Here is a 23,695-nt window from a genome sequence, read left to right on the forward strand (position 1 = left end):
GTCCCTTGGAAAAGTTATTGCAACATATCAATTCTCCCTTAGACCTTAGGAAGCTTTCCATGGAAAGCTTACCCCAACTTGCACATGAGCTCAGAGATTTCATCATTGATATTGTCTCAACCAAAGAAGGCCATTTGGGAGCCAGTTTGGGTGTTGTGGAACTTACCATTGCACTACATTATGTTTTCAACACACCCAACGACAAACTCATTTGGGATGTGGGCCATCAGGCCTACGGCCATAAAATACTCACGGGGAGAAAAGAAATCTTTGATACCAATCGACAGCTTGGGGGCATAAGTGGCTTTCCAAAGCGAAGCGAAAGTGAATACGATAATTTTGGAACTGGGCACAGCTCAACCGCTATTTCAGCCATTTTGGGCATGGCCATTTCATCAAAACTAAAAGGAGAGGATTCCAAGCAGCATATTGCCGTGGTGGGTGATGCCTCCATTGCAAGCGGTATGGCTTTTGAAGGATTGAATCATCTGGGCGTCACAGATGCTAATGTGCTCATCATCTTAAATGACAATGCAATTGGCATTGATCCCAGCGTGGGGGCCCTAAAAAAATACCTGACCAATGTAAAATCTGGCAATGCAAAGGATGAAAATCTGTTTGAATGCCTTAATCTCGACTATTCTGGCCCCATTGATGGACATGATCTCCCCCTTCTGGTAAAAGAGCTTCAACGTATAAAAAAAATAGAGGGACCCAGACTGCTACACATCATAACAACAAAGGGCAAAGGGCTAAAAAAAGCTGAAGAAGACCAAGTGGTGTATCATGCTCCAGGCAAATTTAATAGGCATACCGGGGAGCGAATCAAGAAAAATTCAGAACCTCTTCCTCCAAAATATCAAGATGTTTTTGGACATACATTGGTGGAACTGGCTCGAGAAAATGAGGAGATTGTCGGCATTACCCCTGCCATGCCCACAGGAAGTTCCTTAAAATTCATGATGGAGGAAATCCCTGATCGTGCTTTCGATGTGGGCATTGCGGAACAGCATGCTGTTACCTTAGCTGCAGGGATGGCAACCCAGGGCCTTGTTCCCTTTTGCAATATCTATTCCACCTTTCTGCAAAGGGCCTATGATCAGGTTATTCATGATGTAGCATTGCAAAAACTCCCAGTAATTTTTTGCTTGGACCGGGCTGGTCTTGTGGGGCACGACGGACCAACTCATCATGGAGTATTCGATTTGGCATATTTGAGATGCATTCCCAATCTTACGATTTTTTCCCCCATGGACGAAACGGAACTTCGAGACATCATGTATACAGCACAGTTCCATAAAAATGGTCCCCTTGCCATTCGATATCCAAGAGGAAGAGGTATCACTTTCGAATGGAGAAAAGAATTCTCTCGCATAAAAATTGGTTCAGCAAGATGTCTTAAAAAAGGTAGTTCAATTGCGATTTTGACCTTGGGCCATGTCGGCAATATGGTAACCCAAATTCTGAACCGTTTAAATCAACCTGAAAGCATTGGCCACTACGACATGCGTTTTGCAAAACCATTGGATATTCAAATGCTCAATAAAGTCTTTGAAAAATATGAGTATATAGTCACCATAGAGGATGGCTGCGAAATGGGTGGATTTGGTTCAGCGGTTCTGGAGTTTGCCAACAAGCAAAACCACCCGAACCCTATCAAAATTTTTGGTGTGCCGGATCGCTTCATTGAACATGGAACCGTGGAAGAGACTCATGCCTTGGCAGGTATAGACATTGAATCAATCCTGTTGTATTTAAAATCAACCTTAGCCCAATGCGAGTAGTTTGCTTTCTTATTCTTTTTTCTGCTGTATTTATTTCTGCACAGGCACAAGTAATAAGTATAAAAGCCTTTGAGCCCGATAGTACCGAAACAGGATTTAAGGTTGTGCGGATAAAGGACCTAAAGTTAAAATATCCCACAAGGAGCGCAAAACTTACCAATCCCAGAACGGTACTTAATAGAGTGAAGCCCGTAACAAAAAGATACAAGCGTTTTGTCCCGACCTCTTTTTGGGACAAAGTGAATGAATTTGGCCTTAACATCAATGAAGTGGCTTTTGTGAATTGGAACGCTGGAGGGGATAATTCGATTTCCGCATTGGCCAACATGCGCTTTTTGAGAAACTATAAGTTCAGATATTTCAATTGGAACAATGAAATTAAACTACGCTACGGCATCAATGCTCAAGAAGGAAGGAAACTCCGAAAAACGGACGACCAAATAAGGTTGGCATCAACTATTAGTTATAGAAAAGATACCATTACCAATTGGTATTTTTCGTTCAAATCAAACTTCAACACCCAGTTTTCCAATGGTTTCAAGTATCCCGATAGGGACAACCCCATATCCCGGTTCATGTCGCCCGGCTATCTTTTCTTAGGTGTTGGATTCTCGTATATCCCCCCGGGGAAAGAGTTTGACCTATATATATCACCCGCCACCATGAAGTCCACATTTGTTTTGGATGAGACCCTGTCCCAACAGGGAGCCTTTGGTGTAGATCCTGGCGATAATGTTTTCTTGGAATTGGGTTTCTTGATCACAAATACTTGGGAAAAGGAAATCATCAAAAATGTTTTGATGAACCACCGCATCAGTCTGTACACCGATTACCTGATAAGTTTCGGCAACATTGATGTGGACTGGGAACTGAATTTCAATTTAAAGGTGAACGAATACATCAACGCCAATATCGGCACCCATGTTATCTTTGACGACGACATTAAGTTTGATGAAGTAATTGCAGAAGATGGTACTATAATTGAACCCGGGATTCCCAGAATACAGTTTAAGCAACTCTTGGGCATTGGTTTGCTGTACGCCTTTTAGAACTGCTGCCCCATTATTTTGTTATGCATGTGAACAGCGGCACTGTCGGATAGACTAGCCACAAAACAGCTGGTGTGCAGTAATATTTTATAAAGCGATATATCGGTGCTCCTATAGTTTTCCGGCAAACTTCGAATCAACAATCGATCATAGTTAGTGGCTTTGCCTTCCTTGGCATTGACCCGGCCAGATGTATATACTTCGAGCAAATCGGAAATGATCTTGTAGCCCGCCAATTCTTTATCGATTACTTCTGTAGACCTGTAGACTTTTTCAACACTTAGATCAATAATGTCCTCGACCTGCGCTTTGTATTTTCCTTTTTCCAACAAGGCAACATCAAAACTACCGTTCATTATTGCTGTTTCATTTTGCACAAAAACATCTATTGCGTCAGTAATCAATGTGTTGATGGCCAAAGCTCTCAAATAGCTTAATCGATCGCTTGAAGCGGTCATGGCATTGTACTTTTTGATATTGATGCCATCCTTGACCAGGTTTATGAGGTACTCCAAAGCATAATCTTCAGAGATTAAGCCCAAATTAATCCCATCTTCAAAATCAATAATGGTATAGCAAATATCATCGGCAGCTTCTACCAAATAAGTCAAGGGATGCCTATAAAAACCAACTCCATTATTAGATGGATTCTTGATTAACCCAATTTCATCCACCACTTCCAGAAAAAAAACCTTTTCGGACTGAAAGAACCCAAATTTTTTATCAGCAATGTGTTTCGATGGCTTTTTGGGAAGGGAAGCCTTCGGGTATTTCATAAAAGCGCCCAAGGTGGCATAGCTCAATCGTAGACCGCCAGGAACACCATCCCTTGATTCGGTCAAAAGCTTAAATCCATTGGCGTTGCCCTCAAAATCAATCAAGTCTTGGTATTCCTCCTTGGTAATTCTCTCTTTGTACTTTGCCCCATTCCCACTCTCAAAATAATTGCCAATGGCCTTTTCCCCACTATGACCAAAGGGTGGATTTCCAATATCGTGTGCAAGTGCAGCAGCGGCAACGATGGCGCCAAAATCATTGAAATGATACCCATGAACTTCACTAAGATGGGGGTACTTGGATAGGATTTCCTGTCCTGCTATTCGGCCTAAACTTCGACCAACAACAGAAACCTCCAAACTATGGGTCAGTCGGGTATGCACAAAATCCTTTTTGGAACCGACATTAATGGGCATTGGAATCACTTGTGTCTTATCTTGAAGACTTCTAAAAGCCGAGGAAAAAATAATCCGGTCGTAATCCACCTCAAAACCCAAACGAGTTTCCTTTTGCTCTTTACGCAGTCTTTTATGTGTGTCTCCGTGTCGTTTTAAAGAAAGTAGGCTTTCCCAGTTCATATTACCCTATTGGTGCAATATACAGCTAACCATACTTATATTCCAAGAAAAGTGAAATCTCTGTTTGTTGGCCCTCAAAGAATCAAAGTTTAATGATTACTTAATCTTAACATTACATCTAAGACATGTTTTTGGGCAATTTTTGAAGAGGATTTTTTTATGGTATTTAGTTTTTGTCAACTGTACTTTTAAATCCGAAAGCTACCCGTAAAAAGGTAGCTTTTTTTGTTTTTTAACCCTTAAAATAACACTGAAACAACGTTAACTTAACATTAAGTCTTGTTATTTGCGGTGACAAAAACAAGTACCGTAATGAATTCTATCAAGTTAGCTCTTTTAGGCTGCACTTTACTTTTTTCATTTGTGCCCTATACCAACGCACAAGAAATCAACTCTTCTCCTTTCGGCAAAGGACTGTTCAACATTGTGGGCAAGGATAGCAGCTGGACCATGAAAATTGGTGCCCGGATGCAGATTTTGGCCATTGCAGATTGGAGCAATCAAAACGACAATGGGTTTGGGAATCCAGAACAGAATTTTTTGGTCCGAAGGGCACGACTAAAGTTTGACGGATATGCCTACAGTCCAAAACTTCGATACAAAATTGAGTTGGGCCTTTCCAATCGGGATATTTCCGGCGTGTCCCAATTCACTCGAAACACCCCTCGATATATTCTGGATGCTGTGGTCATGTGGAACTTTTATGAAAACTTTGAACTATGGTTTGGACAAACAAAACTGCCTGGTAATATTGAAAGGGTAATATCCTCCGGTAATATGCAACAGGTAGATCGGTCTTTGGTGAACAGTCGGTTCAACATAGATCGGGACATCGGCTTTCAATTAAGACATCATTTTAATCTAGGTCCTAATTTCCTGGTCAGGGAAAAACTAGCCTTCTCTCAGGGAGAGGGCAGGAATATTACCGAAGGTAACCTTGGAGGGCACCAATACACGGGAAGGTTGGAATTGCTTCCGTTCGGTAAGTTCAAAAACAAAGGAGATTACAGCGGAAGTGACCTTGTGAGGGAGCCAAAACCAAAATTGATGTTGGCAGCGACCTATGATATCAACGATAACGCCGTGAAGACCAGAAGTAATTTGGGTTCCTATATGTTCACCGATACTGGTTTTTACGAAACGGACATTCAAACTTTGTTTGTAGATTTAATGTTCAAATACAATGGATTTTCCCTAATGGGGGAATTTGCCGACCGTAATGCGGACAATCCCATTGCACTAAACTCAGATGGAACAGAAACTGGCGATATTGTTCAGATAGGATTTGGACTAAACCTTCAAGGAGGATATCTTTTTACAAACAATTGGGAAGTTTCAGGACGGTTTACCACCATAAAACTGGACCAAGGTGTAACCGGAAGAAACCCAGAACAACAATATACCTTGGGTTTGTCCAAGTATATCGTGGGACATAAATTGAAGGTGCAAACGGACTTAAGCTACTTAAATGTGGAAAACGGAACTGACGAATTGATGTACAGATTACAATTGGATGTACATTTTTAAAAAATAACCTTTACATAACTTTACGATAGGGCTTTCTCTAGATATTTGAACAATTTTTTTTTGAATTTTAATCATGGACAATATTTACCTTTTAATAATGGTTGCTTTGGCAGTGCTTGCCATTGCCGACTTGGTTGTTGGTGTTAGTAATGATGCTGTCAATTTCCTAAATTCTGCCATTGGATCCAAGGCAATTTCCTTTAGGACCATTATGATTGTGGCCAGTATAGGTATTGCTTTTGGCGCAATTTTTTCAAGTGGTCTTATGGAAGTCGCCAGAAAGGGAATTTTTAACCCCGGTGAGTTCTACTTCGATGAAATCATGTTCATTTTTATGGCTGTGATGATAACGGACATCCTTCTTTTGGATTTCTTCAACACCTTGGGTATGCCCACATCGACAACAGTTTCCATTGTTTTCAACTTACTGGGGGCAGCGGTGGCCATGGCATTACTTAAGATCGGTGCGGAAAGCGGGAATTTTACTGATGTTATCAAATACATCAATACGGACAAAGCCATTAGTATAATTGTCGGCATATTGTCCTCTGTTGTAATCGCGTTCACTGTTGGTGCCTTTGTCCAGTGGATGTCCAGAGTACTGCTTTCCCATGATTTTCTTAAGAAACCCAAATGGGTCGGTGCTATATTTGGAGGTGCTGCATTATCGGCCATCACCTATTTTATCCTCATAAAAGGTATTAAGGGCACTCCTTTTGCCGATCAAACTTATGATATAATTGGAGGCATGAAAATCAAGGATTTTCTTGAAGCGGAAGTATATCGAATTGTTCTGATGAATTTTGCCATTTGGTCCTTGATTTCTTTCGTGCTTATCAAATTTGCCAATACGAACATTTACAAACTTATTATAGGGGTAGGTACGTTCGCTCTCGCGCTGGCTTTTGCCGGTAACGACTTGGTCAACTTTATCGGAGTTCCCATTGCTGCCTGGCAGTCTTACGAGGCTTGGGCCGCTTCGGGTGTGCCTGCTTCAGAATTTAGCATGGAAGTACTTTCCAAAAAGGTGGAAACCCCAACCCTTTTACTGTTTTTGTCAGGTATTGTAATGGTAGTGACATTGTGGGTATCCAAGAAAGCGCGCTATGTAGCGGACACAGAGATAAACCTTTCAAGAGAAGGCGATGCAAAGGAAAGATTCCAGCCAAACTTCCTGTCAAGAGGCCTTGTTAGATACTCAATTGCAGTTTCCGTTTGGTTTACCTCTATAGTTCCCAATTCATGGAAAAATGCCATAGACAAAAGATTTCAAAAGCCGGTAATAACACTTTCAAAAGATAAAATCTTACAACTGCCTGCCTTCGATATGGTTAGGGCCTCAGTAAACTTAATGGTGGCCAGTGTGCTCATTTCCATAGCAACCTCCATGAAATTGCCACTGTCCACCACTTATGTCACTTTTATGGTGGCCATGGGAACCTCGCTGGCCGATCGCGCGTGGGGGGCTGAAAGTGCAGTATATAGAGTAGCTGGGGTGCTTAATGTTATTGCAGGATGGTTCAGTACCGCCATAATTGCGTTCATAGCCTCGGGAACAGTGCTTGCGCTGATAAGCTTTGGAAAAGGTGCGGCCATTGCCATTTTGTTGTTTGCCGCAGTATTGTTATTAATAAGAAACTATTTGAGCTACAACAAAAAATCCAAAGAAATTAAGGCCGAAGACCATCTGAGAAGAGCTGAGAGCAGTTCAGTGCAAGGTGTAATTGAAGAAAGCGCTACTAACATTGCAAACGTTGTAAAAAGAAGCAACAAGATTTATTCCAATTCCATAAATGGTTTGGCCAAAAAAGACCTTGACCTTCTAAAGAAAAATAAGAAACAGGGCAATAAACTGGCCATGGAGATTGAAGATCTTAGGGAACATACTTTTTATTTCATCAAAAATCTGGAAGAAGCCCATCTAGGTGCCAGCAATTTTTACATAAATGCCATGGCCCATTTAACGGATATGTCCCAATCCTTGGAATATATTGGAAAAGTGAGCTATAACCACGTCAACAATAACCATAAAAAACTAAAATATAATCAAGTTAAGGAACTAAAGGAGATTGACGATAAACTGGAAGAAATCTTCAATAGTACCCAAAAAGCTTTTGAAGAAAGATCGTTTGAACAGATAGGAGCCATCCTGAATTCAAAACAAGATCTATACGATATGGTATCGCAAAAAATAGATATACAAGTGGCAAGGACCAGATCAGAGGAGTCAAGTCCAAAGAACACAATCCTGTACTTCTCCTTATTGCTTGAAACAAAAGATTTGATGACCGCCATGATGAATTTACTGGAACAATATTATCGTGAACACGACAGCACCGTGGAACCGGCGCGCATAGAAAAGCAGTAAAGCAACTAGAACTTTATGTACTTTTGTTCCCATGCGCAAACTTGTTTTTTCATTAATGGTACTGGCATGTAGTGGGATTAAACTACAAGCACAAGAACTAAGTTCTTCTGAATTATTGAATAAGGCCATAGCCTTTCACGACCCTAATGGACAATGGAATGCTTTTAAAGGCACCTTTAAGGTGTTGATGAAAACTCCGAATTCCAATGATCGGTTAAGTACTCTTTCCATGAATCATCCGGAACAAACCTTTAAATTGAGTGTGGAAAAGGATGGGGCCTCATATAGCTACACTTTTAATGGTGACCGCTGTATTACCGAACTCAATGGGTCTACTGAAATTTCTGAAGAAGACAGAAAAAAATTACGATTGACCTGCGAGCGGGGCAAAATGATGCGAAACTACTATACCTACCTATATGGGTTGCCCATGAAACTCCGAGATCCCGGGACCATTCTGGACTCTGTAGTGCAAACCAAAACATTCAAAGGAAAGGAATATTTGGTTTTGAAGGTGAATTATGATGAAGAGGTAGGCAAAGACGTTTGGTATTTTTATTTCGATCCCAACACGTTCGCCATGGAGGTGTATCAATTTTACCATGAAGAGGAAAAAAATGACGGCGAATACATCCTTTTGGAAGGGTTGGAGAAAATCAATGGCATTAAAATGCCAAAAGTGCGGGCCTGGTATTTAAATAATACCAACAAACACTTAGGTACCGATTACTTAGAAAAATAACCCGATGAAATCCTTGTTCCAACCCATAGTTCGTATCTTGCTTTTGCTCTCAGTTGTTATTGGGTTTGGGCAAGGGAAAGAAAAAGAGTGGATGATGGGGCCATTTCATAGGGTCCAAAACGCCAAACCTATAATCCAAAAAGACACTGCTTCCTTTTTTGAGGATCCCATCACGGGCCAAAAAGTTCTGTGGGAATCCATGGCTACCTTTAATCCTGCTGCTATCGTAAAAGACAATACCATATATGTGCTTTATAGGGCCGAGGAAAAATTAGGGGAAAAAGAAATTGGTGGACACCGCTCCAGAATTGGAATGGCCACCTCCAAAGATGGAATTAACTACTCCAAAAGACCCGCTCCGGTATTTTATCCTGGTGAAGATGCCCAAAAGCATAATGAATGGCCGGGAGGCACCGAAGACCCTCGCATTGTAAAAACCGAAGATGGGTTGTATGTGCTGACCTATACCCAATGGAACCGAAAAATACCCCGATTGGCCGTGGCCACCTCCACGGATTTGGTCAATTGGAAAAAACACGGTCCAGTATTTCAAAAATACCGAGAAGGAATCTATATGGACCAGGAAACAAAATCTGGGGCCATTGTTACCCAACTCAAGAATGAGGAATTGGTCGCTGCCAAAATAAATGGAAAGTATTGGATGTATTACGGAGTGCCCCATGTTTGGTTGGCCAGCTCGGACAATTTGGTAGACTGGGAACCTCTAGAAACCTATGAAGGCACTTTGGCCTCGGTATTGAGCCCAAGACCTGGCTATTTTGATTCTTGGTTGGTAGAAGCTGGACCTCCGCCCCTGCTCACCGATAAAGGTATCGTAGTCATGTATAATGCAGGCAACTCACAAAATATAGGCGTGGCTGATTTAGGCAATCGGGTTTACACCGGAGGCCAAGCACTCTTTGATGCCCAAGAACCCTGGAAATTGTTGGACCGCTGTACTGTGCCGTTTATTAAACCAGAACTTCCTTTTGAAAAATCCGGACAATACAAGGATGGAACAACTTTCTTGGAAGGTTTGGTATTGTTTCAAGGTGCTTGGCATCTCTATTATGGCACTGCAGATAGCATGGTGGGTGTTGTTAAGGCAAAACAATAGCCTTAAGTTGTGAAACTACCTATAAAAATTCATCTCATCCATATACTTCCACACAGCTTCTGGCAGCATTGGCCTCACATTTTTTCCCTTATTGTGTTGCTTTCGAATAAAAGTAGATGATATTTCCATGATGGGGGCGTCCACTTTCGTGATTTTTGAATGCCCTTTAAATTCATGGTCTATATTTCCTTCGGAAATTCTGGGATACACATAGAGCGAATAATGCTCTAAAATGGTATTGTAGTTCTTCCATTTGTGGAAACTTTTTAAATTGTCTTCACCCATGATCAGCGCAAACTGATATTGTTCCCCATACTGTTCATGCAAATGGGTCAATGTATCCACCGTATAGTTGGGTTGTGGAAGGTCAAACTCGATTGTACTCGGTTTTAGTTTGGGATATTCCTCCACCGCTTCATAGACCATTTGGTGCCGATGATGATTATCCAACAGGGACTGTTTGGTTTTGAAGGGGCTTTGTGGTGTGATGACAAACCACACTTCATCCAAATCTGAAAATTCCACCATATGATTGGCAATGACCAAGTGACCAATATGTATGGGATTGAAGGTTCCGAAAAACAGCCCAACCTTTTTCATGTTCTTATTCCTCTTCCTGGTTAGGTGTGGAGGCCCCAACAAAATCTGCAACTAGTTGATGGGCTTCTTTTAAGGCAATTTCCAGGTCGTAATTTTTAATGACTTTGTCAAACTGGGGTGCAGTTGCCAGTTCCACCGAAGCCTTGGCCACCCGCATATTTATTTTATCGTCGCTTTCTGTACTGCGCTTCTTCAACCTGATTTTTAGTTCATCCACACTGGGTGGTTTCACAAATACCGCAAGTGTCTGCTTCGGATATTTCTTCTTTATCCGCAATCCTCCTACCACATCGATATCAAAAATTACATTCTTCCCTTCTGCCCAAAGACGCGCTACTTCACTTTTCAAAGTACCATAAAAATTATCCCGATATACCTCTTCCCATTCTAAAAAATCATCATTTTTAATATGCTTCTTAAATTCTGAAATGGACATAAAATAATAATTGACACCATGCTTTTCCCTTCCCCTGCGAGGGCGCGATGTTGCTGAAACCGAAAAAGCGAGGTTCAGTTCGGGTTGCTCCAACAAATACTTGACGATTGTAGTCTTACCGCTTCCGGAGGGTGCCGAAAAAATAATAAGTTTTCCTCCTTCCGTCATAATACGTTGAGCATTTGTTCCTTTATCTTCTCCAATTCATCTTTCATCTGTACCACTAATTGTTGCATCGGAGCATAGTTGGCCTTGGAGCCGATCGTGTTGATTTCCCTTCCTATTTCTTGGGAAATAAACCCTAGCTTTTTTCCATTGGAATCATCGGAATGGAGGGTGGTTTCAAAATAATCCAAGTGATTGGCCAATCGCACTTTTTCTTCGGTGATATCGTACTTCTCAAGATAATAGGTCAACTCTTGTTCAAATCTGTTGGCATCCACCTCAACTTTTAGGTCGGCCACGGCCTTGTCCAATCGTTCCCTAATGGTACCCAAGCGTTCTGGGTCCAATCCCTTGATCTTCTCAAGCAAGATATTTAGATTCTTGATCCGCTGCACAAAGTCCTTTTCCAAAACCTTGCCTTCTTCACTGCGGAAGGCGCTGATTTCTTCCAATGCTTGATTCGTTGCCGCCTTTATGGCCTCGTATTCCGCAGCATCAATGTCATCCTTATCGGTTTTTAAGGTATCGGGCATGCGAAGGGCCAGTTCGAGCAACTTTAGGTCATCTCCTTGGGCTATTTGGGACAATTGCTCCATATATTTTTTCACCACCCCTTGATTTACCTCCGCTGTGGTTTCTTCGCCAGTGATTTCCACATACAGTCCAAAATCCACTTTGCCTCTTATCAAAGTGTCGGCGATCATTTTGCGTAATTCCAGTTCTTTTTCACGGTACGATTGCGGCATCCGGGCATTGATGTCCAAGTTTTTACTGTTGAGCGATTTCAACTCGACGGTAATCTTTTTGGAAGGCAGCTGAACCACGTGCTTTCCAAAGCCGGTCATGGATTGTATCATAAACAATGATAAATTTTGCCAAAGGTAACCAAAATAGCCATTTGCCCTTTTGATATAGTTGGCGCAATATTGGGCAAAACAATCACTAATCGAGCTCCCTGACCCAAATGTTCCTATAGCTAACCCGGCTATTGTCCCTATGGTCCTGAAGTATTATAGGAGCCTTGCCATGGGTTTTATATTTGGGCCATCCACGGTATTCTGTGGGACCTTCCAGTTCAAAATTATCTTGAATCAATACCCCATTATGAAGAACCGTCATGGTTGCCGGCTTTACAATATTACCCCCTCGGCTGAACTCAGGGGCATGAAATATTATGTCGTAGGTATTCCATTCGCCAGAGGGCACTGAAGCCATGGCCAAGGGGATGCTCTGCTTGTATATTGACCCCACCTGGCCGTTTACATAAGTATCGTTACCGTTATTGTCCAAAACCTGAACTTCGTACCGGCCCTGAAGAAAGACACCGCTATTCGCTCGACTCTGGCCTTTTCCTTTGACTTCTTTGGGCGATTTCCATTCTATATGCAACTGAACACTTCCAAAATTCCTTTTGGTTCTTATATCTCCGGTCTGGTCTTTTACCGTCATGCTGCCGTCCTCATTGAGGTGCCAATTTGCTTCGGTACTGTCCGCAACACTGATCCACTCATTCAAATTTGTGCCGTCAAAAAGAACAATGGCATCACTAGGAGCAGCCCCGTGCTTGCCAGGTACAACTTGTGGAGGTACCGGTTCATATAACTCGGTGTCCTCAGGTTCGGTGGGTTCTTTATCCTGGCCGAACGTAAAACCGAAAGTCAATGCAAACAATGCTATTAAAATAATTTGTGCTCTAATCATGCTATTTTTTTGATTTTAATGACGATGTTTCGGTGGGCTACAAATTTTTATAATCCCAATATTCTTTTCAGTTGGTCGGAATCGATTTCCGCGCCAGCAAAATCGTCAAATGTTTTTGTGGTTGCCTCTATAATATGGTCTTTAATAAACATAGCGCCTTCCCTAGCTCCTTGTTCCGGACTTTTAATGCAACATTCCCATTCCATAACCGCCCATACATCACATCCATACTGTGTAAGTTTGGAGAAAATGGTCTTGAAATCAATTTGTCCATCGCCTAAGGAGCGATATCTCCCTGCACGATCGCCCCAATCATTATATCCTCCAAAGGCTCCCTTTTTACCAGTGGGATTGAATTCGGAATCCTTTACATGAAACGCTTTGATGAACTCGTGGTAATGGTCGATGTACTCAATATAATCCAGTTGTTGCAGCACAAAATGACTCGGGTCGTACAGAATATTCACCCGTTGGTGGTTGCCCGTGGCTTCCAAAAACCTTTCAAAGGTATCCCCGTCATGCAGGTCTTCCCCTGGATGGATTTCGTAACAGACATCAACTCCCTCTTCATCAAAGTGATTTAGAATGGGCATCCATCTTTTGGCCAGTTCGTCAAACCCCATCTCCACCAATCCTGCTGGTCGTTGCGGCCAAGGATGGGCGGTATGCCAAAGCAAGGCTCCCGAAAATGTGGCATGCGCCTTTATTCCCATCCTTCGGCTGGCGGTAGCTGCTTTCTTTACCGTTTCAATCGCCCATTTTGTCCTTTCTTTCGGTTTACCCTTAAGGACATCAGGGGCAAAATTATCAAACATGATATCGTAAGCCGGATGGACCGCAACCAACTGCCCCTGCAAATGAGTGGATAGCTCGGTGATTTCCAATCCGTATGAATTTATTTTTCCTTTAAGTTCATCGCAATAGTCCTGGCTTTCGGCAGCTTTGTCCAAATCGATAAGAAAAGTCTCCCATGTTGGGATTTGAATACCTTTGTATCCCAGGTCAGAGGCCCATTTGCAAAGTCCGTCAAGCGAATTGAAAGGAGGTTGACTATCCACAAACTGGGCCAAGAATACCGCAGGTCCCTTTATTGTCTTCATTGAAATTGGTTTTTAGGTGTTGGTAAATCCGTCAATAATTACGATTTATACCATATATTTAAGAAAAATCTATGCTCCGTTATGTCTTCGTAGCAAGTCATAAATATAGCGATTCGTTAACAATTAGTGTGTCATAAATCTTCTTAAATACTACTTATGGAAAATGCTTCTGCCCGCAATCTTTGGGGCGATTTTTTAGACAAACACTTGGAGTTCGCCTCCGAAGATGCTCCCAAGGTGATTCATTTCTGCGATAATGAAAAGGATGCCAACATTTGTGCTGATTTGGTCTGCAAGGATGTTAAAAGAGCCACATCACATTCTCTTTTAGGGCTCCAACTCAGACACGAGGAACTGCCCCGAATTGGTGATTTTGCCGTGGTCACCGACTGGGCGGGCAAGGCAAAATGTGTCATCCGGACCACATCGGTTAGATTGATTCCTTTTTTCAGCGTTCGGGAAGAACATGCCCGATTAGAGGGAGAAGGTGATAAAAGTCTACAGCATTGGAAAGAAACCCATTGGGACTATTATACCCGTGAGCTTTCCGAATTTGGCAGAACACCGAGGGAAAGCATGATTATTGTTTTTGAGGAATTTGAAAATCTCTTTCAAAAATAATGGCCGCCCTTTGAGCGACCATCATCTTCATAATTTATAGCAAGGTAGCGTTAGTCCAATCCTACCCAAACATTGCCCTGTTTGTGCGATGCCACAGTACTTTCAATGAAATTAAGTCCGCGAACACCATCGGCCATGGTTGGGAATTCTCCATCATTGTATTCCTCTCCTCTAATGGCCCGTGCAACCCCTAGGTAGATGTTTGCCATGGCATCAAAAATGCCTTCGGGATGTCCGGGAGGTAGTTTGGTACCATCCAAAGATAATTTGGAATTGTACTGATGCCCTGGTTTGTAAACCTGAAGTGGTTCCGGGTCATTCAACCTGTATAGATAGTTAGGATTTTCCTGTTCCCATTTCAACCCCCCTTTTTGACCGTAAATGGCGATAGACAGTCCATTTTCTTCTCCAGTGGCCACCTGACTGGCCCTAATCACCCCTTTTACATGCTTGCCCATTCGAATCAATACCGTTCCATCCATATCCATTTGGTTGTCATCGTATAGGTAATTGAAATCGCACAGCAGTGATTCAACTTGCAATCCGGTGGTAAACTCTATCATATTAAAGGCATGTACACCAATATCGCCCATGCAAGAACTAATACCTGCTTTTTTTGGGTCTAACCGCCATACCGTGGAGCGTTTTTCCTTGTCATGGATTATCGGGTTCATCCATCCCTGATAGTATTGCGCATCCACTTTATGGACTTTTCCAATCACACCTTCCTTAATCATTTCGCGCATTTGGCGAACCATGGGATATCCTGTATAGGTATGGGTTACGGCAAAGACCGTTCCCGCCTTCTTCAGGGTATCTCGAAGAATTTTAGCTTCTTCGTATGTGGTGGTCATTGGTTTTTCGCAAATGACGTGAAACCCATTGTCCAAAAGCTTCTTAGCCATGGGGAAGTGTAAAAAATTGGGGGTCAATATGGAGCAGACTTGTATGCGCTCTTCCTTTGGAAGTTTTAACTCGGCCTCAACCAAGGCGTCCAAGTCATTATAGATACGATTTGTTGGAATGTCAATTTCTTGGGCAAACTTGATGCTTTCATCGTATTCTGCATTGAAGACCCCTCCGGTGATTACATAATTATCGTTAATGAAGGATGCCACTCTGTGCAATACCCCAATCAGGGAATCTCCCCCTCCTCCAAGTATTCCAAGTCTGATTTTTTTTGGCATAGATCTATTCTTTGTATTCTATTTCTTCATTTTTAAAAAGGATTGCAAAAAGTACCAGTACCACTGCGGCAAAAATAGCAGGGAAAGTCCAGATATGTTTCCAATCATGCACATTTTCAGATATCAAGTATGAATCTGTGATTTTTCCGGCCACCCAAAAACCAATCAGCATACCCACACCATAGGTGGCCAAAGTAATCAATCCTTGCGCCGCGCTTTTGTATTTTTCCCCCGCTTTGGAATCGGTATAAATTTGACCGGAAACAAAAAAGAAGTCATAGCAAATTCCATGAAGAGCAATTCCTATCAACAGCATAAAAGCAAGTTCGCCCCCGTCACCATAAGCAAATAGTAGGTAACGAACCGTCCAGGCGAGCATCCCGGCCAAAATGGTCATTTTAAATCCAAAACGTTTAAAGAAAAAAGGCAACAACAACATAAAAAGCACCTCAGATATTTGCCCAATGGTCATTTTACCCGCAGGATTGGTAACCCCAATCTCACCAAGAAACTGTCCTGCATGTTGATAATAAAACGCCAACGGAATACAGATGAGAATGGAAGCAATGAAAAAGATCAAGAAATTGCGATTCTTGAGTAGCTTAAGTGCCTCCAGTCCCAAGATGTCAGAGATAGATACCTTTTCTCCTTTAGAAGTTTTAGGAGGGGTTTTAGGCAGCGTAAAGCTAAAGATTCCCAATAGGGCCGATGCACCGGCGACCATCAGGAAAGTATTTTTTAGCAGTCCCTCCTGTACACCAACCTCGCTGTCCCATCCAAAATAACTGATGGCCAACCCTGCCACTATCCAGCCAATTGTGCCGAATACCCGAACGAAGGCAAATTCTTTCGAAGGATCCTTCATTTGGTTGAAGGCAACGGAGTTTACCAAAGCCAAGGTTGGCATATAAATGATCATGTAACCTAAAACATAGGGATAGAATGCTCCAAAATCCACGGCATTGGCTAATTGATACATTAAAACTGCACCTATCAAATGGGAAATTCCAAGTATACGCTCTGCATTGAAGTAGCGGTCCGCAATCATTCCAACAATAAATGGAGCGATAATGGCTCCCCATGACTGGGTGGAATAGGCCATAGCAATTTCCCCTGCGGAAGTTTTTAGTGTATTGGGTAAATAAATGCCCATAGTCACAAACCATCCACCCCAAATAAAGAACTCTAGGAACATCATAAGGGACAGTTGAAACTTTGTTGTTGAATTCATGGTATCAATTTAGTGGTTAGTTTGATTATCGTTTGTAAAAGATATAGTCCAAGGGTTCAGGAGCAAGTCCACTGGCTCTAAAGTCCATTAAAATCTGTCCCCGATGATGTGTGGAATGGTTCACTATATGGTAAAGAATATCTTTTAGTTCATTGGAAAAGGTCCGACCTTCGCTGTTTTCATAATCCACTCTTCTCGTAAAATCATCAGTGTTCGTTATAATTTCAAAGGATGTTCTTTGATTGTCATAGTGGATGTCACCCCATTTCGCCAAATCATGTATTTGCCATATGTCAAATTCTATTGGATTTGAAAGCATTCGTTGGTTCCAAATGTGATGCGCATTCAATATATGACTGAACAGCTTAATGCTCTGCTCTGGAATTTGTTCCATGGAAGTGCATTGCTCAATCAGTTTTCTGTTGCTATAGAAATTATAATCGAAGAGCTGTTGTAAAAATCCCTTCATAAGGTTTTTTTTAAGTCAAGGTGTCCATTGCGGTTTGCAATAGTTTTTTGGTAGCCATTATTCCATCTTTCTCGCTAAGCTCGTTCCCTTCATATTCAACTCCAATGAAACCACTGTATCCTGCGTTTTTCACAATTTGAAGCATTTTGGGGTAATCGATAACCGTTTCGTTGCCGTCCTCATCAAAATTATAAGATTTTGCACTTACTGCTTTGGCATACGGCATCAATTCCTCAACGCCTTTATACTTATCATACTCCTCCAGACATTTAGACTCATAATAAGACCCATCCTCCCGCTTGATGCAGAAATTACCAAAATCGGGCAGGGTGCCACAATTGTCCATATCAACTTTTTTCATCACCTCAACTAAAAGTTTGGCATTGGATGAGGGGCCTCCGTGGTTCTCCACGATAATGTTGATGTTTTTATCCTTGGCATAGGCAGCCAACATGCTTAACCCGTCCACAGAGGCATCGACCCAAAGGTCTGGGTCCATGACACCGTTTAAATTAACGCGTATGGAATGGCAGCCCATGGCGGCGGCGGCATCGACCCATTTGTGATGGTTCTCAACGTTCTTTTTTCTTTGGTCGGCACCTTCGGCAGCCAAGTCGCCTTGACCATCTACCATGATCAATAAATTTTCCAGTCCATGTTTCTTGCTTTCTGCATTACATCTATCCACAAAAGCTTGCATGGCCTCTTCAGAAAAATCACTCTTTTCCAGTTCTGAATAATAGAGGTAACTTACGTACTCTAACCCTTCAAATCCCCAATCTTTTGCCTTTTCTGCAAACAGGTAGGGGTCAACACCATCTTCTAATATCATCCTATGAATGGACCACTGTGCCAAGGAGAGTTTAAACAGAGGAGATGTCTGCTCTGCCATTGCATCCTCGGTTTTTGAAGCATCCTCTTCTTTTTTGTTATCAGTCTTACAGCTATAAATTCCAAACAGTGAAAGTGCGATGCCCGCTCTGGAACCATTCTGAATAAAATTTCTTCTTTTCATAGGATGCTAATTTGGCGATTTGCAGTGAATCCAAAAACTACAACGTTATAGTAGTGAATTCGCAATAAACATAGGGTTTAAATGTAGAAAATTAATTTAATAATTAATACATTTAGGAATTAAACAATACTCATAAATGAACAAATTTTATTACAACGAGGAGCAAGAATCCTATGATGCCATTGTGGTGGGAACGGGCATCAGCGGCGGTTGGGCCGCCAAGGAACTTTGTGAAAATGGCCTTAAAACTTTGGTCTTGGAGCGGGGCCCTATGGTAAAGCATCGTGAAGACTACCCCACTGCCAATAAAGACCTTTGGGATTTTCCACATGCTGGAGAGTTGCCCAAGGAAAAAGCGGCTCGACAGGAAAAGCAGGCCAGAACAGGGTATACGGTCAGAGCTCCTCATAATTTTTGGTTTGTAGACGATATTGATCATCCGTATAATGAAAAAAAGCGTTTCGATTGGATGCGTGGATACCATGTAGGAGGACGTTCCATAATGTGGGGAAGGCACAGTTACCGTTGGAGCGACCTCGATTTTGAGGCGAACAAAAATGATGGTATTGCCGTAGATTGGCCCGTGCGATATAAAGATATTGCTCCGTGGTACGACAAAGTAGAAAGCTATATTGGTGTATCAGGAGAAGCCTTGGGACTTCCACAACTGCCCGATGGGGTGTTCGAACCCATGATGGAATTGAACTGTTTGGAACAACACGTTCGGGAAAAAGTAGCTGAAAATTTTGATGGACGTGTTATTACCGCTGGGCGTGTGGCACACATCAATAGTGATAAAAAGTTTGAAGGTGATGGACGGGTGCGCTGTCAGTTTAGAAACCGTTGTATTCGAGGGTGTCCTTTCGGTGCTTATTTCAGTAGTGTGTCCTCAACCCTTCCTGCCGCTGAAAAAACTGGGAACATGACCCTTCGTCCCGATTCCATCGTACATGAGGTAATCTATGACCCAAATACCAAAAAGGCAACTGGTGTCAAAGTAATTGACAGAGAAACAAAAGAAGAGCATGTTTTTAACGCCAAGGTGATTTTCCTTTGTGCTTCAGCCATTGCTTCCACAGCAATTTTAATGCAATCAAAATCGGATAGATTCCCCGATGGTTTGGGCAATGACTCCGACCAACTCGGAAGAAACATTATGGACCACCATCTAAATGTAGGTGCTTCTGGAAAATTTGATGGTTTTGAAGATAAGTTTTACAAAGGCAGAAAACCGAATGGGGTATACGTTCCACGATTTAGAAATTTAGGAGGCAATTCCAATACAGATAAGTTCATACGAGGGTATGGGTACCAAGGTGGTGCCACACGCGATAATTGGGAAGATATTATTGCAGAAACATCGCATGGGAAAGACCTGAAGGAAGCCATATTAAAGCCTGGAGGTTGGAACTTCGGGATGGGTGGTTTTGGTGAGGTACTGCCTTACGAAGACAACCGAATGACCCTTGACTATGACAAATTGGACCAATGGGGTCTGCCTACAGTCACTTTTGACGCAGAACTAAGAGACAATGAATGGAATATGCGTGAAGATATAAAGGAGCAAGCGGTGGACATGCTCAAAATAGCTGGCTTAAGAGACGTTGAGCCTCATGACAATCCCGGTGCTTTGGGCCTTGGAATCCATGAAATGGGCACTGCTAGAATGGGACTCAATCCTAAAACCTCGGTGCTCAACGGATATAATCAAGTGCATGCGTGCAAAAATGTATATGTTACCGACGGGGCCTTCATGACCTCTGCTAGCTGCGTAAATCCATCGTTGACATATATGGCCTTTACGGCGAGAGCAGCCAACCATGCCGCACAAGAACTTAAAAAAGGAAATTTATAATGGAAAGAAGATCTGCGCTAAAAAATATGGGCATGGCTTTTGGCTATGTGGTAGCCACTCCGACACTCTTGGGAATATTACAGAGTTGTGAGAAGAAACCTGATTATGCAGAATGGGTTCCCAGTTTCTTTGACAAGGACAAGGGATATGCATTGGCCCAGACCGTCGACATAATCCTGCCCAAAACGGATACTCCCTCGGCAACTGAAATTAATGTCCATGGCTTCATTGATGCATTCATGGCCGAAGTTTTACCAGATGAACAACGGGATTTTGTGAAAATGAAAATGGACAAATTCTATGAAAAGGTCTTAATGAATTCTGGAAAGGAATCTTTGATGGATGTCGATTCGGAAGATATAGAACCTACGTTGAAGACCTATTTGAAAAAACGGAGTGAAGAAGACGAAGAATCACATATTGAAAGCATAAATAGCTATATGGAAGCTATAATGCAAGGCGGTGAAGCTTCACTTGATGATGATGTGGCCTGCTTTTCCTTTGCCAACGATATAAGGGATATCACCATCTGGGCCTACAAGTCTTCTGAGTATATTGGTGAAGAAGTATTGGCATATTTGCCCATCCCTGGGGAATATATCCCCTGCGAAGATGTGAATGTGCTGACTGGTGGAAAGGACTGGTCTGTGAAACGTTAAAGGCCATAGCCATAAATATAAAAAAGCCTCCTAAAAGGAGGCTTTTTTATTGTTGGCGTGTTTGCACAGCGCAAAAAAAATACCTCGGATGCCTTTCTTGTGGGGTGGACTTTCCGAGGTATTAAAATCAATAAACACTATCACATGCTAAACCAGTTTAGCACCAAATTATGATCCGCACATCAAGCAATCATCATCTGCTTGACCTTCCTTAGACCGCGCAATCAATTCTTTCATTTCAGCTTCCGTCATAGGCTTCACATCCATCTCTTGTTGTACCACAGGGGTGGTTTCTACTTTTAATGCCTTTGCCGCCACAGCTTCTACTTCCGCATCTGCGGCAACACTAACGGGCACTTCTTTCTTTTTGGTATTGTCCAAGGTAAACTTGATGGCATCCACGGCAGCTTTGGTCCTTAGGTAATACATTCCTGTTTTTAAACCACTTTTCCATGCATAAAAGTGCATTGAAGTCAGCTTGGAATAGTTCGCATTTTCCATGAAGAGGTTCAAGGATTGGCTTTGATCGATAAAATAACCACGTTGCCTACTCATATCAATGATGTCCTTCATACTGAGCTCCCAAACAGTTTTGTAGAGTTCTTTGATTTCATCTGGAATTGCATCAATGTGTTGAACCGAACCGTTGGCTCTCATCAATTCTTGTTTAAGACCTTCGTTCCAAAGATTCAATTTTACCAAATCTTCCAAAAGGTGCTTGTTCACCACAATGAACTCACCTGACAATACCCTTCGTGTATAAATATTGGAGGTATAGGGTTCAAAACATTCGTTGTTGCCCAAAATCTGAGAGGTGGATGCGGTCGGCATTGGAGCTACCAAAAGGGAATTTCGCACACCATGTTTTTTAACATCTTTTCGGAGCTTGCCCCAATCCCATCGACCGGATAGTTCTTCATCTTTGATTCCCCATAAATTATGCTGAAACTCTCCCTCGGCTATTGGAGATCCTTTATAGCTGGAATAAGGGCCTTCTTCTTTGGCAAGTTCCATGGAAGCAGTTGTAGCCGCAAAATAAAGGGTTTCGAATATTTCTTGGTTCAATTTCTTGGCCTCATCACTGGTAAATGGTAATCGTAACATGATGAAAGCATCAGCAAGACCTTGTACGCCCAAACCTATGGGCCTATGCCTCATATTGGAATTTTCCGCTTCTTTTACAGGATAAAAATTGCGGTCTATTACTCGGTTCAAGTTTTTGGTTACTCGTTTGGTGACCTTAAAAAGCTCTTTGTGGTCAAACTCTCCCTTTTTGATGAACATGGGCAACGCAATGGATGCCAGATTGCACACAGCTACTTCATCTGGCGAGGTGTATTCCAAAATTTCTGTGCAAAGGTTTGAGGAACGAATAGTACCTAAATTCTTCTGATTGCTCTTTCTGTTGGCTGCATCTTTGTAAAGCATATAAGGAGTTCCCGTTTCAATTTGGGATTCCAATATCTTTTCCCACAGTTCTCGGGCTTTTATGGTCTTACGGCCTTTTCCTTTGGCTTCATATTCGGTATAGAGTTTTTCAAACTCTTCGCTATGCGAATTGTACAGTCCGGGGCACTCATTGGGACACATCAACGTCCATTCGCCATCGGCCTCTACTCTTTTCATGAACAAATCAGGAATCCACATGGCATAGAACAAATCACGGGCTCGCATTTCTTCTTTTCCATGATTCTTTTTCAAATCCAAAAAGTCAAAAATATCAGCATGCCACGGCTCTACATAAATGGCAAAGCTTCCCTTTCTTTTTCCACCACCTTGATCAACATATCTGGCAGTATCATTAAATACGCGGAGCATGGGTACAATCCCATTGGAGGTTCCGTTGGTTCCAGCGATATATGATCCGGTGGCCCTAACGTTGTGGATAGACAATCCAATTCCACCTGCTGATTGTGAAATTTTTGCGGTTTGCTTTAAGGTGTCATAAATACCATCGATGCTATCTTCTTTCATCGTCAAAAGGAAGCAGGAGGACATTTGTGGTTTTGGAGTCCCTGAGTTGAATAGTGTTGGCGTAGCGTGGGTAAAATATTTTTTGGACATCAACTCATAGGTCTCAATGACGGAATCCAAATCATCCAAATGTATTCCCACAGCTACTCGCATGAGCATGTGCTGGGGACGTTCTGCTATTTTCCCATTGATCTTGAGAAGATATGAACGCTCCAATGTCTTGAAGCCAAAATAATCATACCCAAAATCCCTGTTGTAGATTATGGTGGAATCCAAGATGTCGGCGTTTTCTGAAACCACTTTATATACCTCGTCGGACAAGAGAGGGGCTTTCTTCCCTGTTCTAGGATTAACGTACTCGTACAAATCCTTCATGGTTTCAGAGAAGGATTTTTTAGTGTTCTTATGTAAGTTTGAAACGGATATTCGTGCAGCCAGTTTTGCGTAATCTGGATGTGTGGTGGTCATAGTAGCGGCAATTTCAGCGGCCAAATTGTCCAGTTCAGAGGTGGTTACCCCATCATAAAGGCCTTCAATGACCCTCATCGCCACTTTTACCGGGTCTACCAAATTGTTGAGCCCATAACAAAGTTTTCTTACCCTGGCCGTGATCTTATCAAACATTATCGGCTCTTTTCTTCCGTCTCTTTTAATTACATACATGTTCTACTAGTGTTTTAAGTGATATGTTGGTTATACCAATTTGCATTTGTGTGCAGCGAAAATACACTGCATGGTTA

General features: G+C 42.2%; 20 protein-coding genes. 9 read left to right on the forward strand and 11 right to left on the reverse strand.

Translation table 11 applies throughout. From position 1 onward, the window contains the following. Positions 1–5 precede the first annotated feature (5 nt). Together dxs and GTQ34_RS06030 are read left to right on the forward strand one after the other, a co-directional pair. A complete protein-coding gene (gene dxs, locus GTQ34_RS06025) occupies positions 6–1,784 on the forward strand; it encodes a 1-deoxy-D-xylulose-5-phosphate synthase (protein ID WP_166522886.1) in 1,779 nt (592 codons plus the stop codon). After that, a complete protein-coding gene (locus GTQ34_RS06030; RefSeq protein WP_166522887.1) occupies positions 1,775–2,833 on the forward strand; it encodes a DUF3078 domain-containing protein in 1,059 nt (352 codons plus the stop codon). Before dxs ends, GTQ34_RS06030 begins: the two co-directional genes overlap by 10 nt. Here the strand turns inward: GTQ34_RS06030 and dgt are convergent. Further along, on the reverse strand, positions 2,830–4,188 hold the full coding sequence (gene dgt, locus GTQ34_RS06035; RefSeq protein WP_166522888.1) for a dGTP triphosphohydrolase: 1,359 nt from the start codon (positions 4,186–4,188) through the stop codon (positions 2,830–2,832). The two genes, GTQ34_RS06030 and dgt, sit on opposite strands and share 4 nt — an antisense overlap. Positions 4,189–4,500: 312 nt before the next feature. Here dgt and GTQ34_RS06040 point away from each other — a divergent pair, with 312 nt between their 5' ends. The 4 genes from GTQ34_RS06040 to GTQ34_RS06055 all read left to right on the forward strand — a co-directional run bounded on the left by GTQ34_RS06040 (position 4,501) and on the right by GTQ34_RS06055 (position 9,942). After that, a complete protein-coding gene (locus tag GTQ34_RS06040; RefSeq protein ID WP_166522889.1) occupies positions 4,501–5,715 on the forward strand; it encodes a porin in 1,215 nt (404 codons plus the stop codon). 73 nt (positions 5,716–5,788) lie between these two features. Beyond that, positions 5,789–8,083: an inorganic phosphate transporter gene (locus GTQ34_RS06045; RefSeq protein WP_166522890.1), complete on the forward strand. Its 2,295-nt coding sequence runs from the start codon at positions 5,789–5,791 to the stop codon at positions 8,081–8,083. 31 nt (positions 8,084–8,114) lie between these two features. Next, complete coding sequence (locus tag GTQ34_RS06050; RefSeq protein WP_166522891.1) at positions 8,115–8,825, forward strand: DUF6503 family protein; 711 nt, start codon at positions 8,115–8,117, stop codon at positions 8,823–8,825. Between the two features lie 4 nt (positions 8,826–8,829). Next, positions 8,830–9,942 carry a glycoside hydrolase family 130 protein gene (locus tag GTQ34_RS06055; protein ID WP_166522892.1) on the forward strand — a complete coding sequence of 371 codons (1,113 nt, stop codon included), beginning with the start codon at positions 8,830–8,832 and terminating at the stop codon, positions 9,940–9,942. Positions 9,943–9,957: 15 nt separating this feature from the next. Here GTQ34_RS06055 and nadD read toward each other — a convergent pair whose 3' ends face one another. From nadD to GTQ34_RS06080, 5 genes are all read right to left on the reverse strand, one after another. Next, entirely contained in the window at positions 9,958–10,542 is a 585-nt protein-coding gene (gene nadD / locus GTQ34_RS06060; protein WP_166522893.1) for a nicotinate (nicotinamide) nucleotide adenylyltransferase, read from the reverse strand. A 4-nt stretch (positions 10,543–10,546) separates the two neighbouring features. After that, positions 10,547–11,146 carry a guanylate kinase gene (gene gmk, locus GTQ34_RS06065; RefSeq protein ID WP_166522894.1) on the reverse strand — a complete coding sequence of 200 codons (600 nt, stop codon included), beginning with the start codon at positions 11,144–11,146 and terminating at the stop codon, positions 10,547–10,549. Next, a complete protein-coding gene (locus tag GTQ34_RS06070; protein WP_166522895.1) occupies positions 11,143–12,000 on the reverse strand; it encodes a YicC/YloC family endoribonuclease in 858 nt (285 codons plus the stop codon). Before GTQ34_RS06070 ends, gmk begins: the two co-directional genes overlap by 4 nt. A gap of 85 nt (positions 12,001–12,085) precedes the next feature. Further along, positions 12,086–12,844: a 3-keto-disaccharide hydrolase gene (locus tag GTQ34_RS06075; protein ID WP_166522896.1), complete on the reverse strand. Its 759-nt coding sequence runs from the start codon at positions 12,842–12,844 to the stop codon at positions 12,086–12,088. A 47-nt stretch (positions 12,845–12,891) separates the two neighbouring features. Beyond that, a complete protein-coding gene (locus tag GTQ34_RS06080) occupies positions 12,892–13,944 on the reverse strand; it encodes a sugar phosphate isomerase/epimerase family protein (RefSeq protein ID WP_166522897.1) in 1,053 nt (350 codons plus the stop codon). A 156-nt stretch (positions 13,945–14,100) separates the two neighbouring features. Here GTQ34_RS06080 and GTQ34_RS06085 point away from each other — a divergent pair, with 156 nt between their 5' ends. Next, positions 14,101–14,565, forward strand: coding sequence for an ASCH domain-containing protein (locus tag GTQ34_RS06085; protein WP_166522898.1), 465 nt, complete (start codon positions 14,101–14,103; stop codon positions 14,563–14,565). Positions 14,566–14,615: 50 nt separating this feature from the next. Here the strand turns inward: GTQ34_RS06085 and GTQ34_RS06090 are convergent, their stop codons facing one another. The 4 genes from GTQ34_RS06090 to GTQ34_RS06105 are packed head-to-tail and all read right to left on the reverse strand — an operon-like array spanning position 14,616 to position 18,467. After that, the gene (locus GTQ34_RS06090; protein ID WP_166522899.1) at positions 14,616–15,752 is read right to left on the reverse strand and encodes a Gfo/Idh/MocA family protein; all 1,137 of its coding nucleotides are present in this window, start codon (positions 15,750–15,752) and stop codon (positions 14,616–14,618) included. A gap of 4 nt (positions 15,753–15,756) precedes the next feature. Further along, the gene (locus tag GTQ34_RS06095; RefSeq protein WP_166522900.1) at positions 15,757–16,983 is read right to left on the reverse strand and encodes a nucleoside permease; all 1,227 of its coding nucleotides are present in this window, start codon (positions 16,981–16,983) and stop codon (positions 15,757–15,759) included. A 25-nt stretch (positions 16,984–17,008) separates the two neighbouring features. Continuing rightward, complete coding sequence (locus tag GTQ34_RS06100) at positions 17,009–17,452, reverse strand: DinB family protein (RefSeq protein ID WP_166522901.1); 444 nt, start codon at positions 17,450–17,452, stop codon at positions 17,009–17,011. Between the two features lie 10 nt (positions 17,453–17,462). After that, positions 17,463–18,467, reverse strand: coding sequence for a sugar phosphate isomerase/epimerase family protein (locus GTQ34_RS06105; protein WP_166522902.1), 1,005 nt, complete (start codon positions 18,465–18,467; stop codon positions 17,463–17,465). Positions 18,468–18,603: 136 nt separating this feature from the next. Here GTQ34_RS06105 and GTQ34_RS06110 point away from each other — a divergent pair, with 136 nt between their 5' ends. Together GTQ34_RS06110 and GTQ34_RS06115 are read left to right on the forward strand one after the other, a co-directional pair. Then, positions 18,604–20,322 (forward strand): GMC oxidoreductase, encoded by a 1,719-nt coding sequence (locus tag GTQ34_RS06110; protein WP_166522903.1) that lies wholly within the window; start codon positions 18,604–18,606, stop codon positions 20,320–20,322. Then, a complete protein-coding gene (locus GTQ34_RS06115; RefSeq protein ID WP_166522904.1) occupies positions 20,322–20,981 on the forward strand; it encodes a gluconate 2-dehydrogenase subunit 3 family protein in 660 nt (219 codons plus the stop codon). The genes GTQ34_RS06110 and GTQ34_RS06115 overlap by 1 nt, the downstream gene beginning before the upstream one ends. A gap of 168 nt (positions 20,982–21,149) precedes the next feature. Here GTQ34_RS06115 and GTQ34_RS06120 read toward each other — a convergent pair whose 3' ends face one another. Continuing rightward, positions 21,150–23,618 carry a ribonucleoside-diphosphate reductase subunit alpha gene (locus GTQ34_RS06120; RefSeq protein WP_166522905.1) on the reverse strand — a complete coding sequence of 823 codons (2,469 nt, stop codon included), beginning with the start codon at positions 23,616–23,618 and terminating at the stop codon, positions 21,150–21,152. Positions 23,619–23,695: the final 77 nt, after the last annotated feature.

Source organism: Flagellimonas ochracea (assembly GCF_009903685.1).
Lineage (GTDB): Bacteria > Bacteroidota > Bacteroidia > Flavobacteriales > Flavobacteriaceae > Flagellimonas > Flagellimonas ochracea.

Coding starts and splice junctions, on each gene's coding strand:
- GTQ34_RS06030 (WP_166522887.1), top strand. CDS start 1,775: ATGCGAGTAGTTTGCTTTCTTATTCTTTTTTCTGCTGTATTTATTTCT.
- dgt (WP_166522888.1), bottom strand. CDS start 4,188: ATGAACTGGGAAAGCCTACTTTCTTTAAAACGACACGGAGACACACAT.
- GTQ34_RS06040 (WP_166522889.1), top strand. CDS start 4,501: ATGAATTCTATCAAGTTAGCTCTTTTAGGCTGCACTTTACTTTTTTCA.
- GTQ34_RS06045 (WP_166522890.1), top strand. CDS start 5,789: ATGGACAATATTTACCTTTTAATAATGGTTGCTTTGGCAGTGCTTGCC.
- GTQ34_RS06050 (WP_166522891.1), top strand. CDS start 8,115: ATGCGCAAACTTGTTTTTTCATTAATGGTACTGGCATGTAGTGGGATT.
- GTQ34_RS06055 (WP_166522892.1), top strand. CDS start 8,830: ATGAAATCCTTGTTCCAACCCATAGTTCGTATCTTGCTTTTGCTCTCA.
- nadD (WP_166522893.1), bottom strand. CDS start 10,542: ATGAAAAAGGTTGGGCTGTTTTTCGGAACCTTCAATCCCATACATATT.
- gmk (WP_166522894.1), bottom strand. CDS start 11,146: ATGACGGAAGGAGGAAAACTTATTATTTTTTCGGCACCCTCCGGAAGC.
- GTQ34_RS06070 (WP_166522895.1), bottom strand. CDS start 12,000: ATGATACAATCCATGACCGGCTTTGGAAAGCACGTGGTTCAGCTGCCT.
- GTQ34_RS06075 (WP_166522896.1), bottom strand. CDS start 12,844: ATGATTAGAGCACAAATTATTTTAATAGCATTGTTTGCATTGACTTTC.
- GTQ34_RS06080 (WP_166522897.1), bottom strand. CDS start 13,944: ATGAAGACAATAAAGGGACCTGCGGTATTCTTGGCCCAGTTTGTGGAT.
- GTQ34_RS06085 (WP_166522898.1), top strand. CDS start 14,101: ATGGAAAATGCTTCTGCCCGCAATCTTTGGGGCGATTTTTTAGACAAA.
- GTQ34_RS06090 (WP_166522899.1), bottom strand. CDS start 15,752: ATGCCAAAAAAAATCAGACTTGGAATACTTGGAGGAGGGGGAGATTCC.
- GTQ34_RS06095 (WP_166522900.1), bottom strand. CDS start 16,983: ATGAATTCAACAACAAAGTTTCAACTGTCCCTTATGATGTTCCTAGAG.
- GTQ34_RS06100 (WP_166522901.1), bottom strand. CDS start 17,452: ATGAAGGGATTTTTACAACAGCTCTTCGATTATAATTTCTATAGCAAC.
- GTQ34_RS06105 (WP_166522902.1), bottom strand. CDS start 18,467: ATGAAAAGAAGAAATTTTATTCAGAATGGTTCCAGAGCGGGCATCGCA.
- GTQ34_RS06110 (WP_166522903.1), top strand. CDS start 18,604: ATGAACAAATTTTATTACAACGAGGAGCAAGAATCCTATGATGCCATT.
- GTQ34_RS06115 (WP_166522904.1), top strand. CDS start 20,322: ATGGAAAGAAGATCTGCGCTAAAAAATATGGGCATGGCTTTTGGCTAT.
- GTQ34_RS06120 (WP_166522905.1), bottom strand. CDS start 23,618: ATGTATGTAATTAAAAGAGACGGAAGAAAAGAGCCGATAATGTTTGAT.